Annotated in this window: 17 protein-coding genes and 3 pseudogenes; 12 read left to right on the top strand and 8 right to left on the bottom strand. The window is 54.9% G+C overall.

Annotated features, from left to right (window positions below):
• Window positions 1–14 precede the first annotated feature (14 nt).
• Complete coding sequence (locus HF027_RS06855) at window positions 15–923, top strand: Crp/Fnr family transcriptional regulator (RefSeq protein WP_245184570.1); 909 nt, start codon at window positions 15–17, stop codon at window positions 921–923.
• A gap of 226 nt (window positions 924–1,149) precedes the next feature.
• Here the strand turns inward: HF027_RS06855 and HF027_RS06850 are convergent, their stop codons facing one another.
• Window positions 1,150–1,647, bottom strand: coding sequence for a PRC-barrel domain-containing protein (locus HF027_RS06850; RefSeq protein WP_168014141.1), 498 nt, complete (start codon window positions 1,645–1,647; stop codon window positions 1,150–1,152).
• Between the two features lie 526 nt (window positions 1,648–2,173).
• On the opposite strand from HF027_RS06850, the gene HF027_RS06845 reads away from it, so the two are divergent.
• The 3 genes from HF027_RS06845 to HF027_RS15850 all read left to right on the top strand — a co-directional run bounded on the left by HF027_RS06845 (window position 2,174) and on the right by HF027_RS15850 (window position 4,280).
• Window positions 2,174–2,347: a hypothetical protein gene (locus HF027_RS06845; protein WP_168014139.1), complete on the top strand. Its 174-nt coding sequence runs from the start codon at window positions 2,174–2,176 to the stop codon at window positions 2,345–2,347.
• A 184-nt stretch (window positions 2,348–2,531) separates the two neighbouring features.
• The gene (locus tag HF027_RS06840; protein WP_209316417.1) at window positions 2,532–3,725 is read left to right on the top strand and encodes an AI-2E family transporter; all 1,194 of its coding nucleotides are present in this window, start codon (window positions 2,532–2,534) and stop codon (window positions 3,723–3,725) included.
• 423 nt (window positions 3,726–4,148) lie between these two features.
• Window positions 4,149–4,280: a transposase gene (locus HF027_RS15850; protein ID WP_168014366.1), complete on the top strand. Its 132-nt coding sequence runs from the start codon at window positions 4,149–4,151 to the stop codon at window positions 4,278–4,280.
• Window positions 4,281–4,703: 423 nt separating this feature from the next.
• On the opposite strand, the gene HF027_RS06830 is transcribed toward HF027_RS15850, so the two are convergent.
• Window positions 4,704–4,913, bottom strand: a complete 210-nt coding sequence (locus HF027_RS06830; RefSeq protein ID WP_168014137.1) for a hypothetical protein — start codon at window positions 4,911–4,913, stop codon at window positions 4,704–4,706.
• A gap of 243 nt (window positions 4,914–5,156) precedes the next feature.
• Between HF027_RS06830 and HF027_RS06825 the strand changes: the two are divergent.
• Window positions 5,157–5,785, top strand: a pseudogene (locus tag HF027_RS06825) (integrase core domain-containing protein).
• Window positions 5,786–5,930: 145 nt separating this feature from the next.
• Here HF027_RS06825 and HF027_RS06820 read toward each other — a convergent pair.
• From HF027_RS06820 to HF027_RS06805, 4 genes and pseudogenes are all read right to left on the bottom strand, one after another.
• Entirely contained in the window at window positions 5,931–6,377 is a 447-nt protein-coding gene (locus HF027_RS06820) for a hypothetical protein (RefSeq protein ID WP_168014135.1), read from the bottom strand.
• A gap of 354 nt (window positions 6,378–6,731) precedes the next feature.
• Window positions 6,732–6,956 (bottom strand): annotated as a pseudogene (locus HF027_RS06815) (flavodoxin family protein); the annotation flags it as partial.
• 68 nt (window positions 6,957–7,024) lie between these two features.
• Window positions 7,025–7,483, bottom strand: a complete 459-nt coding sequence (locus tag HF027_RS06810) for a DUF488 domain-containing protein (protein ID WP_168014133.1) — start codon at window positions 7,481–7,483, stop codon at window positions 7,025–7,027.
• Window positions 7,484–7,522: 39 nt separating this feature from the next.
• Window positions 7,523–7,726: a hypothetical protein gene (locus tag HF027_RS06805; RefSeq protein ID WP_209316416.1), complete on the bottom strand. Its 204-nt coding sequence runs from the start codon at window positions 7,724–7,726 to the stop codon at window positions 7,523–7,525.
• A 68-nt stretch (window positions 7,727–7,794) separates the two neighbouring features.
• Here HF027_RS06805 and HF027_RS06800 point away from each other — a divergent pair, with 68 nt between their 5' ends.
• The 5 genes from HF027_RS06800 to HF027_RS06785 all read left to right on the top strand — a co-directional run bounded on the left by HF027_RS06800 (window position 7,795) and on the right by HF027_RS06785 (window position 10,508).
• On the top strand, window positions 7,795–8,211 hold the full coding sequence (locus tag HF027_RS06800) for a VOC family protein (protein ID WP_168014131.1): 417 nt from the start codon (window positions 7,795–7,797) through the stop codon (window positions 8,209–8,211).
• Window positions 8,212–8,520: 309 nt separating this feature from the next.
• Complete coding sequence (locus HF027_RS06795) at window positions 8,521–9,066, top strand: GNAT family N-acetyltransferase (protein ID WP_168014129.1); 546 nt, start codon at window positions 8,521–8,523, stop codon at window positions 9,064–9,066.
• A gap of 22 nt (window positions 9,067–9,088) precedes the next feature.
• On the top strand, window positions 9,089–9,640 hold the full coding sequence (locus HF027_RS06790) for a GNAT family N-acetyltransferase (protein WP_168014127.1): 552 nt from the start codon (window positions 9,089–9,091) through the stop codon (window positions 9,638–9,640).
• A gap of 145 nt (window positions 9,641–9,785) precedes the next feature.
• Window positions 9,786–9,920, top strand: a complete 135-nt coding sequence (locus HF027_RS15755) for a hypothetical protein (RefSeq protein ID WP_280730173.1) — start codon at window positions 9,786–9,788, stop codon at window positions 9,918–9,920.
• 237 nt (window positions 9,921–10,157) lie between these two features.
• Window positions 10,158–10,508 (top strand): DUF427 domain-containing protein, encoded by a 351-nt coding sequence (locus HF027_RS06785; protein WP_168014125.1) that lies wholly within the window; start codon window positions 10,158–10,160, stop codon window positions 10,506–10,508.
• 91 nt (window positions 10,509–10,599) lie between these two features.
• On the opposite strand, the pseudogene HF027_RS15845 reads toward HF027_RS06785, so the two are convergent.
• A pseudogene (locus tag HF027_RS15845) lies at window positions 10,600–10,792 on the bottom strand (IS1380 family transposase); the annotation flags it as partial.
• Window positions 10,793–10,992: 200 nt separating this feature from the next.
• Here HF027_RS15845 and HF027_RS06780 point away from each other — a divergent pair.
• Both HF027_RS06780 and HF027_RS06775 read left to right on the top strand, forming a co-directional pair.
• On the top strand, window positions 10,993–11,523 hold the full coding sequence (locus HF027_RS06780; protein WP_168014123.1) for an outer membrane beta-barrel protein: 531 nt from the start codon (window positions 10,993–10,995) through the stop codon (window positions 11,521–11,523).
• Window positions 11,524–12,283: 760 nt separating this feature from the next.
• Window positions 12,284–12,700 carry a cupin domain-containing protein gene (locus HF027_RS06775; RefSeq protein WP_168014121.1) on the top strand — a complete coding sequence of 139 codons (417 nt, stop codon included), beginning with the start codon at window positions 12,284–12,286 and terminating at the stop codon, window positions 12,698–12,700.
• A gap of 1,279 nt (window positions 12,701–13,979) precedes the next feature.
• Here HF027_RS06775 and HF027_RS06770 read toward each other — a convergent pair.
• On the bottom strand, window positions 13,980–14,388 hold a 409-nt coding region (locus tag HF027_RS06770), incomplete at its 5' end, for an IS1595 family transposase (RefSeq protein ID WP_168014119.1).

Raw genomic sequence — 14,388 nt, 5'->3', positions numbered from 1 at the left:
CCTCGCGGAGCGGCATGGTGCAGAACAGCACCTGTCCCGCGTATGTCTCCTGGCGCACCGACGGCATGATGATGGGCATGCCAGTGTTTGCCCAGCGGCTGATCGGTGATGGCCTGATCACGCTCTGGCTGTCGTCGACGCCGGAGCCCTGTGATGCCTTGCCATGTGCCGAATGCCGGTTTTTCACCAGGAGCATGCACATGAAGCCGTCTACTCCCAGCCCGATGACCAACCACCTCATCGACAGCTTGCCGCTCAAGGATAGGGCATCTTTCCTTGCCGACTGCGAGGTCATCGACCTGGCGTTCGGTGAGGTGATCAGCGAGCCTGGCGGGCAGGTCACGCATGTCTATTTTCCCCTCGATAGCTTCATTTCCCTGATTGAAAGCCTGGGTGAAAGGGAGCAGCTGGAAGTGGCGATGGTCGGCAGTGAGGGGATGCTGGGAATGTCCTTGATCCTGGAGCTCGATGAGTCGCCCTTGCGCGCTCTGGTGCAGGGGGCCGGTTCGGCACTGCGCATGCCGGCGGCGGCCTTGGGCCGTCACCTGGCGCAGTGCCCTGCGCTTCAGGCGCTGCTGAGGCGCTATCTCTATGTGCTGATTCACCAGCTCACCCGGGTGGCGGCGTGTACCCATTTTCATCAGGTCGAGGCCCGCCTGGCGCGCTGGCTGCCGATGACCCAGGATCGCGCGCACTCGGATCAGTTACATCTCACCCACGAGTTCCTGGCCATGATGCTGGGGGTCCGTCGTGCTGGTATCACCCACGGCGCCATGGCGCTTCAGGGGCACGGGTTGATCAGTTATCACCGGGGGGATATCACGGTGCTGGACCGGGCGGGCCTGATCGAGGCCTCCTGTGGCTGCTATGCCGCCGATCGAAGCATCTACCGTCGAGTCATTACCGAAGGCGGCGCACCATGAGGTTGGCTGGTGCACGCTGGGGAGAGCGCGCCAGCCGGGATGTCATGCCGGTAATTCGATTCGCAAGGGAGCGATCTTGGCTCAGCAGCTCCAGCACCCGGATGATGCCTTCAGGGCGATGAGGGCCGGGGGCATCCCTACGGCTACGACTTCTGAGGATGGAGTCAAGACAACGGGGGCACACTGTGCCCCCGCCGGCTGTAGGTTGGATCAATCGCAGGTTGGATCAATCGCGCGCGTATTCGGGCGAGTTTCGTAGCGTTTCCTCGTCAATATCCGTGTAGAACACGGATTCGTCTTCTTCCATGGTGTGTTCTATGTGGTCCCAGCCCAGCCCCACGTGTTGTCCGCCGAGCCCCAGGAAGCCACTAGTCTCCACCACGACGCCGACGATGCGGCCGTCATTGCCGATGACCAGGTCCTGGATCTCGCCCACATCCTCATCTGTCCCGCGGTGCTTGACGGTCTTGCCGATGACGTCGTCGGCGTAGAAGGCACCCGCTGGCTTGCCGCTCATCTGCGGATCGCCGGCACGTTGCTGCTCCCCGGTACGTTGCTTCTCGGCACGTTGTTCCTCGGTATTCTTCGTTTCGGCACGCTTCTCCTCAGGGTGCAACTCGGAATCCACCTTCGTACTGTCGTGGTTCTCCGCAATGGCGGCTGTGCTCAGCGCAAATGCGGGGACAAAAGCTGCTGAAAGGATCAGTGTGGTTAGCTTCTTCATGAATGTGATTCCTCGGTTTGGTGGCGGACTCCCGAGCTCTACCGTGTCTTGTGTAGAGAATTGATACATGGGAGAACCGTTCTATTTATAGGCATTAGCGAAGGCGTCGTCCGTGTGGTGCACCACATATGACCAATCTCCAGTGACGCGGCCTTCAGGCTCGTTCGAGGCACAATTCAAGGATATAACCTCTTATATTCAGGCGTATCTGATCGGCGGTCGGACCCGGATGCATGCCTCCCATAGGCATTCGTAACGCTGAGGGGTGGGTCAATTCCAGGCAAGGAGGCAAGAGGGTGCGCGGATGAGTTCTTGGTATATACAGGGGTAAAAGTGACGCAGCGTATGTTGGATACCGCACGGAATAGAGGACGATTTTCAACTAGATTGGGATTGTCACTCGTATCGAAATTTTTCGTGGTGAGGAATTGAGGCAAACAGGACATGGTTCATAACTTGCCTGGTGAATTGTTGTTGTCGGTCAGAAAAGATGGGTAAAGTATAGCAAGAATTTCAAGGTCAGCTGATGATAAAAAAGAAAGTCATTAATGAGAACGAGGTGAAAGGAAATTCCCAGAATAAGTCCGGAAAGATGGCGACGAAAACTACTCAGGGCACCAAGGGAGCCGGGAACAATGGCGGTAAGTCCGGAGCCGTGTTAGGAGAGCTCAATGGTGCGGAAGCGCATAAAGAAAAATGATAAAAACGGAGGTTCTTGGAAGGGGAGAATGATTGAATATGATGTCTCTTGCATGATTCAAGTCCGGCGAGATCTTTTATGTGGGCTGAACGGTTCACTCGGAAGCTGATAGAGCCTTCAATGCTGTCCGGTTGTGGGCGGCCACTGTGCTTTATATCGAAATCTACTATATCAGGAGTTCACGATGTCCAAGTACGACAGGAAGGAACCCCTGACTGACGGTATGAAAATTGAAAGACGATACTTGGCGATATCGCGTATTGATAAGAAAGTTTTCAGCGCTTTCGAGATCCGCCTTTTCCGTTACACGGCGGTATTGCTTTCCATGATAATTTTGACGGCGCTTATCGGTATTGTTTTTTGGACGTTTGGCTGGGTGCTGAATGCGTTCTACAATTTGCTGCTGTCGCTCGCACTCGCCGGTGTACTGGGATTGGTGCTTCATCCTGTAGTCGAGTTCCTGAGGAGACGGCTTCATTTTCCCTCCTTGTTGGCCGTCATTGTCGTACTAGTGCTTTTCTTCGTAGGTATAGGTGGCTTGGTTTTCCTGCTTTTCCCCATACTGGCCAGCCAGGTCGTCCAGCTGATGACAGTCCTGCCTGACGCATTGGCAAGTATGCAGGCGCATTTCTCCACGCACTTCCCAGGACTCAGCTCCATGATTTCCTCGCGCATGGAGACGGGTGGTGGGGAGGAGTTGAAGTCAGTAGTGCCGGGCATGGAGAACCCGGGAAAAACCATCATGTCTTATTTAGGGGTGTTAACGAGTGTCAGTTTCGTTCCCCTGTTCTTGTTCTTTGTCCTGCTCTCCGGAGACTCGCTGCGTGGACAGGTATCCGAATTATTATCCATTTTCCACAAGACCACCCAGCAGAAAACTCTGTATCTAATGGATGTGTTCGTAGGGTATATCACTGCCTTCTTTCGAGGGCAGATGATTATAGCCGTTTGCATGGGAGCCTTGTATGCCCTGAGCTTTACGCTGATCGGATTAAACTTTGGTGTCCTAGTGGGACTCGTGCTGGGCTTGCTGAATGTTGTCCCTTTTCTAGGTACCTTGATAGGGTTGGCGGTGGTCCTGCCTATGGCCTATCTGCAACCGGAGAGTGGCGTTGAACTGCTGGTACTAGCCGGGCTGGTGTTCGCGGGGGTGCAGCTGATCGAAAGCTGGCTTCTGACACCTAAAATCATGGCCAACCGTTCGGGTCTACACCCTGCCGTCGTGGTTATTTCACTGTTCTTCTGGGGCACGGTGCTGAGCGGAATCATCGGACTGATACTCGCAGTACCCTTGACGGCATTTTTTGCCGCTATCTGGCAACAGATCAAGATTGGCCTGATACGGACGTTGAATAGCGGGGATGAGTCTTCATACTGAAATACCACTGGGTGCCCTTCTTAATCTGCTTCATCTACGGGTCGGGCTGTTTGGCCTGGTTCTTGGTGGAGAGATCGACTGTGTTGTTAGGACTTGTCCGGACTCGCTTACGTGGGATTGAACACTGAACTCACCCAGTTTGGGTTTGCCCGGCTTAAGGTGCCAGGATCCTTTTGACTCGCTTCGAGAAGCCCTTGGGCTCAGCGCCACCGCGCATAACGCCAAACCCACGGAGGCAAGGATGATTCGCGCGATAGGCGAATCCTGAGCGGTGGTAGCCAGGAGCAAAACGATCGTTCCAAGCGCTAGGGGAAAGATGGATTTCATGACACTTCCTGCTTAAGAATAATTGTCGCCTATCATATCGGCTTGGAGAAGTGATGGGTTCACATGAGAGGTCAAGTACTTTTTCCATGACTCGAAATCATATCTAGCCACTGCCCGGCATTCTTCGGACAGGCCGTCTCGGAACCGCAGTGCCGGACGGTCCTCCCAAGCCATCGCTGGCCCAAGGGATTCCTCTGCTCCGAATGCGGCAATACTAATGGTCGCTAGCCCGCTCGCGGGAGTGTGCCAGTAAATCATCAGACTTCTCGCTCACCACCGGTATGATCCCCCAAGCCGCTCATCTACTGCTTAACTGATACCTGGCCATCTATCAGACGACAGGTATACCGATCTCGACCAAGCCGCCGCGATGTGTGCTGGAAGCAAAGTGAACACCGAAAACTCTGACGAAGACTACCGGCGCTGAGCCTAGCTGGCAGACCATGAGAAAGCATGTTTTTCCATCGATACAAGGCAGAAAACGGCCATAAATTGGCTTCTGTAATCCAGTGTTGAAATCCTTGGAAGCCACCATTTTTCGAGTCAGATACTGCATGGTGTCAACACGTTTCTACTGGTAGAAAAGATTATTTCTGGCGCAGCAGTGGTGCGTTGCAGTAGGTCAACGACGCTTTCATATGGACGTGAAGCTCAGTCAAGGTAGGCGGAAATTGCGTTCATAGAAGTCAGTTGGATACGCGCCGTTTCGTACCAGAACGACAAAACTTCAGCATCAAATGGAGTTGAATTGATTGTTTCAAATGATTTGTACTTAATTTTCGCGTTTTTCATTAACATATACTCTATATCGGATTGATTTGTCACGCCTGCAGCGAAGAGCACAACGTCCTGTTTTGGCATTTCCCTTGTTCCGCTTACCCTGAGGATGAACCTTGCAGAGCGCACTCACAGTGCGCTGGCGAACATAGCTTTTCGGAGTCGATAGAAGCACAGGTTGCAGTTGGATACTCCAAACCCTTCAGCCGGCGCGCTGGCCAGGCGCATGAGCGCGGCACGGTTGCGGGTGACTTTCTTCCCCAGAAACCGGTCCACCGGCAATGTGAGATGTCCGCTACGTTTACCCTGATAGCCGGAGATCTCGCGATGAAGCGTAATCGACATACCGAAGAGCAGGTCATCACCATCCTTAAGGCCCATGAGCGTGGCATGTCGGTGGCCGAGCTGACTCGGCAGAATGGCGTCACCGAGCAGACCATCTATCGCTGGAAGGTCAAGTACGGCGGGATGGAGGTCTCGGAGGCCAAGCATTTCCGGGAGTTGGAGGCAGAGAACGCCCCCCTGAAGAAGCTGCTCGCGGAAAGCGCACTCGACAATGCCGCCCTCAAGGAGATAGTTTCGGGAAAGTGGTGGACACCTCGATTTCCGGGCGTCGCTTGACCAGAGTCCTTGACGAGAACGTACAGCAACGCCCCCTGCCTGCCTCAATTGTCTGCGATAACGGGCCGGCGCTGACCAGCAAGGCGATGTTCTTCTGGGCGCGTGAGGGGAATGTGACGCTGGCGTTCATCCAGCCAGGCAAGCCGACACGGAATGTCTTCATCGAGAGCTTCAATGGCAAGTTCCGGGATCACTGCCTCAATCAGCACGGGTTTCTGAGCCTTGCCGATGCACGGCATGAAATCGATCAATGGAGAGTCCACTACAACCATGTCAGACCGCACAGCTCGGTGGGCTATATGCCACTCGTTGTCTATGCCCAGCGGTATGCATGAAGGAACGATTTCTCACATTAAGCGCGGACCTAAATCAGGGGGAAGGTGTAGGTTGGATCAGTCGCGCGCGTATTCGGGCGAGTTTCGTAGCGTTTCCTCGCCCTTGCCCGTGACGTATCAGGCATCGCTGATAAATTTCAATAACTCATTTGGCGGTTAAGCGCAGGAAGAAGGCCAACGCTGCCAGGAGCAACGCCGTACTGGAAATTATAGCCACTGGGTAATATAAATTACCTGCCAATTCCAGCTGGCTATACTTGATCACCATAATCAACCCCTCAAGCGCCAGCGCGATGCAAACCAGTCCTATAAACCGAGGTATGGTCCGTCTTAAGCTTGCGACTGCGCCTTCTTCCTCATCACTGCCCGAATGTTCTCTATTGACAACCAGCGCCAATTCGAAGAGCGCCAAGGCAATAATTGCCGTGTTAACGCTGCTCAAAAAAATCTTCATAAAGTCCGTGCCTTCCATAAATCCTTTGGCAACGGAAATAATCAGTGAAAAAATAATCGCTATGGCCAAACTCAAAAAGATCAAGGAAAATAATTTCGCGAACACTGTCCGAATAACAGAAACGAATTTATCATTCATCACAACCCCCTTTGAAAGGCACTTCAGATATTTTGACGAAATTCCCAACCCCAGTAATGATAGAGGGCATTGTTTCTTCATTAGCAATGAACAGCTTAGACCATGTGCTACCACATAATGCCACAGGTCAATGAATGAGTTATGCTGACCTTGGAGAAATGCACAACACTTGGTTAAAAATGGCACATACACTCATAAAACCATGAAGCATTTATGGCGTATTACTGAACCAATAGGCCATGCAAAGGAGGTGCGTCATGAACAATGATGACAGTCAACCCGACTCTTACCTTGTATAACGGCACGGGCAGGCCTGACGAGCAACGAAATTCAGAGAATAGATATGTCTAAGGAAAAGAAGTCCTTCAGGGCGCCGCTCATATAGCCAAGATTCTCGGTGGTGCCGAGCAGGATAGCATCGCAGGCGCGGATATCGTCCGGGCCGGCGTCGAGGGGCGCCTTCACCACCACCTCGATATCGTCGATATCCGGGTGGCGGGCGCCATGCGCGGCGGCGTCGCGAAGGCGCTGGGTATTGGGGGAGGGCGCATGGGCCACGATGAGCAGTCGCTTGGTCATGGTCGGCAGGGTGCCAGCCGGCGTAGTGCTTGGCTAGAGGCTGGCCAGTGGGTGGCTTAGCCCCCGGATCATGAGTCCGGCCGTTGTCCGGCCCCAACCTCGGTGGTCATGGAAGCCGCATAGCAGGGAGGCGAGCTGGGGGTCGTGTCATCGGCCTCGCGGTCTTCCTCGGCCAGGGCCTCGAGTAGTGCCTCGCGCAGGATCGGCAGGTGGGATTGTTCCAGATCGCGGGCCGCGGACAGCAGCGTCAGGCGGCCCTGGCGCGCTAGGCGCATCAGCGGCAGCAGGCAGTCCTCGGCATCCGCCATCTCCCAGCGATAGCGGCGGGCGAAGACCGCATGGCTGATCTTGTCCTGATGCCAGTCGCGACGCAGGCCGTTGGAGGGCGAGGCATCACGATACCAGTCATTCAGGGCCAGCGTTTCCCGGCGTTTGCCGCGTGGCCACAGCCGATCCACCAGCACGCGCGCGCCGTCGTCGGCCTCCGGTTCGGCATAGATACGCTTCAACTGAATGTCATACTCCATGGCAAACGACTCCTGTCGGTGACTCGGCCCTTGGATAGATTAGCGATCTCCTCGCTTGCCTGCCACATACTCGAGCGATTCCCGCGAATCGGTCCCGGTGACGATGGCCTCCAGCTCGTCGTAGAAGGCGGTGAAGGCATTGCGGTGCACTGCTGGCGGCGGGGGAGCGTCTACGCCCTGGGGGATTCGTCTGGCGCGTGGCGAGCCTGGGCAGAGCTTGCGAGCCGGCGGGGCCTGCACCATGCTCAGTGCTGATCCATCCTGCCGCGCATGGCCGTACGGAGGCAGGCCGTTCATCGGAGGGAGCCGCCATGACCCCCAGAATCAGCATGATCACTCTCGGCGTCAGCGACCTGGCGCGTTCGGTCCGTTTCTACGAGCAGGGCCTTGGCCTGCCACGCATGGACTCGCCCCCCGAGGTGGCCTTCTTTCCGCTCAACGGTAGTTGGCTCGGCCTGTATGGCCGCGAGGCGCTCGCCGAGGATGCCGGCGTGCCGGCCGAGGGCAACGGTTTTCGCGGCGTCGCCCTGGCCCACAACCTGGGCTCCGAGACCGAGGTCGACGCACTGCTTACGCAGGCGGTGGCCGCCGGCGCCACTCTGGTCAAGCCTGCGCAGCAGGTCTTCTGGGGTGGCTATTCCGGCTACTTCGCCGACCCCGACGGCCACCTGTGGGAAGTGGCCTACAACCCCTTCTGCTGGATCGGCCCGAGCGATGATGTTGCCTAGGCCCGTCGCCCGAATGCCGTCTGCCGGTTAAGTCCGGGGCGAGTGCATCAACGTCAAAGCACGTTAACTTAGGTGGTAGTGAAGCATTTGTCGCCCCAGAGGGAAGGGGGCGTGGGCCCCAGAGGGTCGCGACTGCCAGGATGGTGGTGCCTGATATGGCTTCACCCGGCGGTAGCGTGAGAAAGCCAGTTTCGAACCGACGTGCGGCAATCCGGTGTCGACTCTAAAGCGACTGTGCAGGCGAAGGTGGCAAGAGGGTTCAAGTGGATATTCAAGCGCGCAGTCAAATACCTGTTGGCCCGCACGGACATGACCATTCGTACAGCAGAAGAAGCAGACGCAGCAGAAGTCGCGCGTATTCACGTCGAAACTTGGCGTATTGCCTATGCTGGCATTGTGCCGGACAGCCATTTGGCATGCCTCAACAAGGAAGACCGAGAAGACTGGTGGACAAGAACGCTTTCGAATTCCATTGAAGGAACTCGGTTAGCAGTCCTGCCAGATGGGGCAGTCGTGGGATGGACCTCTTTTGGCCCAAGTCGTGACGACGATGGTCAGGGCGTTGGCGAACTCTATGCAATCTATCTTGATCACTCCCGGTGGGGCCAAGGTATGGGTAGAGGACTATTGGATGACGCAGTTCTGCAGTTGATGAACAAAGGATACCGCTCCATCACTCTTTGGGTGCTCGAGGAAAATCTCCATGCCAGACGTTTCTATGAAATGGCGGGGTTTCATCTTGATGGGGCCTCCAAGGTCATCGAAATTGATGGCAAGGCGCTGGTCGAGATTAGATACCACCGGGCGGTCCAACCAGACGCTGCACCGTACGCCTTCAGCGTCGATGAGCTTTGACGCTAGGTACAGGGAGGCGGTGGTGGAAATTTGTGAAACGGAGCGCCTGGCCATACGGCCGCTGTCTCTCAGCGACGTTCCGGCATTGACTGAAATACTCAGTGATCCTGAGGTGATGAAGCACTCGGTCCGGGGCGTCTGTGATGAAGTGGCTACCCGCAAATTCATCGAGTGGTGCTTAGCCTGTTACGACTCGCATGGCGTAGGGCCATGGGCCCTCATCGATAAAAAAGACTCTGCACTCGTGGGGTTCTGTGGTGTTGGGCCAGAAATGGTCGCCGGTGTTGAGGAAATCAACTTGGGCTACCGAATTGCCACGCGTTATTGGAACCAGGGCCTAACATCCGAGGCGGCGAAAGCGGTACTGAATGATGCCTTCAGGAAGAGACAGTCCAGCTCGGTGGTAGTCATCATTGAGCCTGAGCATGTCGCATCTCTAAGGGTTGCAGAGAAAGCTGGATTCAATGAATTCGACATCATTGACTTTCATGACCGTCCGGTGCGGTTGTACCGATTAACGTCGGAGCAGTGGGATGGACTGCATAGCGATGCCCTGCAGGCGACGAGCACCTGATGGCGAGCATCATATCAAGTCACGATGATTGCCTGTTTCTGGCCGATAGCAGCTAGAAGTTGGGTAATCGGAGACAGCCCCCCTTTATTCTCATCAATGCCGCGATTTTCTCCTGTCATCTCGGCCCCATACCGCGGGGCCGCTGATGACTCGCAACTCGATCGACCTGGTGGCGATCGGTACGCTGTTCATCCTGTTCGTGGTGCCGTCGCTGTATATGTTGATGGCCAGGGCCAAGCAGGCGGCAGGCGATACCGCTCGCGGGGAAGGCTCATGCTGACTCAGCCGCCAACGCCAGCCATGCCACGGCGCCAGTGCTGCACCTTCCTTCATCCGTGAGCGCCGCCGTCCCTAGATCGACTTCGCCTGCTCGACGTCAATCAGCGGCTGATTCAGACGTCTATATCTCCCCTACCGTTGATCTCGAGCAAGGGGGAAAACCATTCTTCGGTGCTAGGCTGAATATCAGAAAACCAAGAACACCATAACGACACGGCCCGTACGCAGGGATACCCATATGGCAACGGCTTCCTCCGAGCCCTGCATCATCCTGCACCCGCACGACCGCCGGGTGCAGGTGAGAATCGGCGACCGCCTGCTCGCCGACACCACCCGCGCCGTCGAACTCCGCGAACGCGGCTACCCGCCGCGGCAGTACCTGCCCCGCGACGACGTACGGATGGACCTGCTGACCCACTCCGAGACCGTGACCCATTGCCCATTCAAGGGCGACGCCACGTACTTCTCGTTTGGCGATCACACCGATGTGGCGTGGAGTTATGAAAGGCCGCTGGAAGAGATGGCGGTGATAGCAGGGAGGTTGGCGTTTGATGATGAGAAGGTTGAGCAAAGGGTAGGGGGTGAATGACTGCTGTCGACCCGAAGCTGACATGCCGGCAAAGGCCAGCCGCTGCTGTTCCAGAAGCGCCAGGTGCGCCTGGCTGTCGAAGCCGCCGTCAAAGCGTCGCCCTGCTCGGCACCTTTTGCAGGGGGCAGCAGTTGCTGGAAGGGCTTGTCGCGGCGGAAGGATAGCGCCATAGTCGCTCATGCTCAGACACAGCAGGCCCAGGTAGCTCTTGACTACGTCGCTGGTGCGCATGCACAGGTGGTGGGGAAGCGGCTATCGATGCTGTCGACACCGGTGATCTGAAAGCGCCGCCGCATAGTACTGTCTGGGCGAATGGCGATATCCACTATATTGCCATGCAGGTCAGTGGGTTAGATGCATTCCAGGGGCGGCCTCACGGATTCAGGTATAGGGGAAGGTAAGTCGAATTACACTATACTGTTGCACAGCAGGTATAAATGGTTTGTCCGGATGATTATTGCGGGGCTGCTATTAGGAGCAGGTCATGAACAAAACGAAAATCATTGGTTCCATTTTGTTGACGCTGGGTCTGACGGGCAATGCTCTCGCAGAGAATGGCTTTTATGGTGGAGCGGGCATCGGGCAGGCAACCATCGATGCGTGTGATGGTGTAACCAGTTGCGACGATAATGATACCAGCTGGAAGATCTTCGGCGGTTGGGAGATGAATTCGAATATCGCCTTCGAGGCCGCCTGGGTAGATTTTGGTGAGATCAGTGGATCCGTAGGCGGTTCGGCAGTCAGCGCCGAAGCGGACGGCTGGACACTCGCTGCGAAAGGCATCCTGCCGCTCAACGAGCAGTTCGACGTCTTCGGCAAGTTCGGCACGATTATGTGGGATGTTAAAGGGGGCGGTGCTGCGTCCGGTACTGACGACGATGGCACTGACCTCATGTATGGCCTCGGCGGTCAATATATGTTCACTGACCAGCTCGGTGTTGTCGGTGAGTGGGAGTGGTATGATATTGACAATGACATTGATCTGTTTTCCATAGGTGCATTGTTCAAATTCTAAACTGCTCGACCACGCACCGCGTAGGAGGGGGAGTTGCCTCCCCCTCCTCTCACATCACCGGACAAGATTGACATCTAAAATCAGCACTTTCCATTTCCGGCGTCGGGTTCTGGGACACTTTTACTGTCGCCTTGTCACGCAATGCAGTTGGCAGTCATTGATCCAATACTTCCAGAAGTAAGCTCACATCATTTCTCTTTAAATCGACACGTCCTTACGACGCCCGATGGCTCAAGCGTTATATCAGTTTTGATCAATCGTCCGCTCTTGGCCGAAACCGGCTATGCGCTATGTAAAGTCACACTGTCATGCAGCACGCCTGAAGCATCATTGGGCATGGTGCCTAAAGATTTCTGGTGCAATCATGCCTTGAATAAACTAGATGAGGAGCCGATGGAAACGTAACTGAACGGGTTCGAGTTGAAGATGCGTCGCGAGATCAACGCGTTCATGGATAATGAACAAGAGACCCACCGACTGTAATCTCTATTTATCTGGCTAAGCTTGGCCAATGCGGCTGAAGTCCTCCTATGCATTACCCGGAACGTGCCTCACTCTGACCGGTTGATCCGCTCGGATATTCAGCCCCTCCGAGTGGAGCCGCCGGTCGCCTGACGTCTCCTACAGACAAATTGAGCAGCGGATCCTTTAAATGGCGGTTCCTGGAGACTTGACTAAAGTTGTAGTTGAGGTGCCGCGCGTCTCAGCTGCGGCGATATTGCTGGATCATGCACTGCCCTGAGGGGATAGGAGGTTTACTATGAAACTGCTTGCGTGGGCGGCTGGTGCCGCCTTGTTGATCGCATCATCATGGGGGGTTGCTCAAGACCTGACGGAAATCGATAAGCCCGCTTCGGAGTTGGAAGAGGTGTTGGCACAAGATATTGAGCTGCCCCCTGGCACTCAATCCGTGCGAGTGGTCCGGGTGGCGATGGATCCGCACACGGCCGCTGCGTGGCACACCCATCCCAGCCCTGTCTATGTGTATGTCGTCGAAGGAGAGGTGGCGCTTGAGGTGGGGGGAGAGACCAAGACGATCAAAGCGGGAGAAGCAGTGGCTGAACCACTGGATACTCGAATGAGGGCACTGAACACGACCGACCAACCGGCCTATTTGGTGGTGTTCCAGGTCAGTCCGAAGGAGAAAGCGTTTCTGGAGGAGGATGCGCAAAACTAGAGATTAGGATATTGCTGAGGGTAGATGCTTGGAAGGAACGCCTCCAGGCGTTCCTTTCATCATGGGGTAGCACCTCCCATGGAATCCCGGACTTCAGAACTAACAGGACCCCCTTTAACGTAGCGCGGTTGGAAACTCGTGGTCTTCCGTTTTAGGGCTGGGTCACTGAGACCGCCATTCAACGGTGCGTACGTATTGCCATGTGAGCAAGTGGATCGATTTGCTCCGGTAACTTGGAAAAACGTAATCTTCGTTACGAAGGCTCTTAAGGCCACCGGAACGCTCACCGCTATATCTGCTCACGCTGAACGTCAGCTTCTGGCCGGTAACGGAAGTAAGGCAGCAATATTGTCTAACTTACGTTTGCCATCCAAAAACCGTTCATACTTATCTGAGCTATCAAAAAGAGTTGGTGCTGATTAGCGGTTTTTTAACTGGCTGGACCCATTGGTATTTTGGTTGCAGAAACTCGGGTTTGGGTAGTATGTGGTTTGATCTCTTTGATTTCTGCTGTCTATCTTGCCAATAACAATATGGCGTTATATTATGAGCAATATTTAGATATATCTAGGCTATTATTATATGCACGCTTAATCTTTGCAGTTTTTATTCGCTTGGTTTGTTTGGTGGTCAATTAAGGCTGAAAGGATAGAGCGTAAAGCGGCTGTTTAAAATTATGAAAAGTGGGGGCGTTGTTGACTTAATGTAATCGGTGCCTAGACAATGTTGCACTTTGGATATTGATCTTGGCAGGGCACCGTAGCACTTAGCTAGCTAGGCTCGTTTAATTTCCTAGCACATTGGTCTCATTTTTCTTCGATAATTTTGCAGCTTTCTTTTCTTTGGCAGTTAAAAGTGGTTTCTTTTTGGTGTTTTTTTTACTGTCTTGTCCTTTGCTCATGATAGTTACCTCCAGTAATTGGCCAATTAAGCTGCATGAAGCCAGCTGTTTGAGAGTTGATGTTGGCACATAAAGTGTCATCGCGCATCAGTATAATTATATCCCTACTAAAAATAAAATCGGGCTCCACCTTGGCCCCATGACATCATCAGAAATCAGGAGAGAGCAGAGCGCCACATTATCGTGGGAGGTGAACTTTTGTGGTATCGAATGTCTGCTCCTGGCCGATAGCGGCCCTCCCTACCATCTCTCTGGCTGGCAGTGATCGGGTGAAGCACTTTAAGCTGTGCTGATGGTAGTGTATTCGACGTGGTCTACCCATGCGTAACTCCGGGAAAATTTATCAACCACGAAATCTTGGCACAAAAACCTACCTGATTACGCATAAGACTCAGCCAGCTTCAGGAACCGGTACGGCATCGGCGGCGTTCTCGCCGCCACCGTTAGAAAGCGCGGGATCATGGCCTTGAGGTCGTAGCGCCGATTGAAGCGGTACTCGAACTCGGCCAGGTACCGTGGAGCATGCTGCCCGCGGATGGCATGGTAAGTGCCAGTGATGGCGTTTTTCACGTTACCCAGCAGGGTGTTGACCCAGTTGAACGCGGGATTCTCCACGCTGGCACGCCCACCGCCGGTAATGTGGCGCTCATGGACGTAGGGGGGGATATCGAAGGCTCGGAAACACCCCAGGCCATCACTGATGACCTGGCTGCCGGGCGCAATGGCCTGTTGGGCGTAGCGACGTATCTCGGCCAGGGTGAAGCCGCTCACGCGGCGAAGCTGAACA

It is taken from the genome of Halomonas salinarum (assembly GCF_012062845.1).
Classification (GTDB): domain Bacteria; phylum Pseudomonadota; class Gammaproteobacteria; order Pseudomonadales; family Halomonadaceae; genus Onishia; species Onishia salinarum.
Note: the sequence above shows the minus strand (reverse complement) of the source record. Positions and strands in the feature narration are given on the sequence as shown.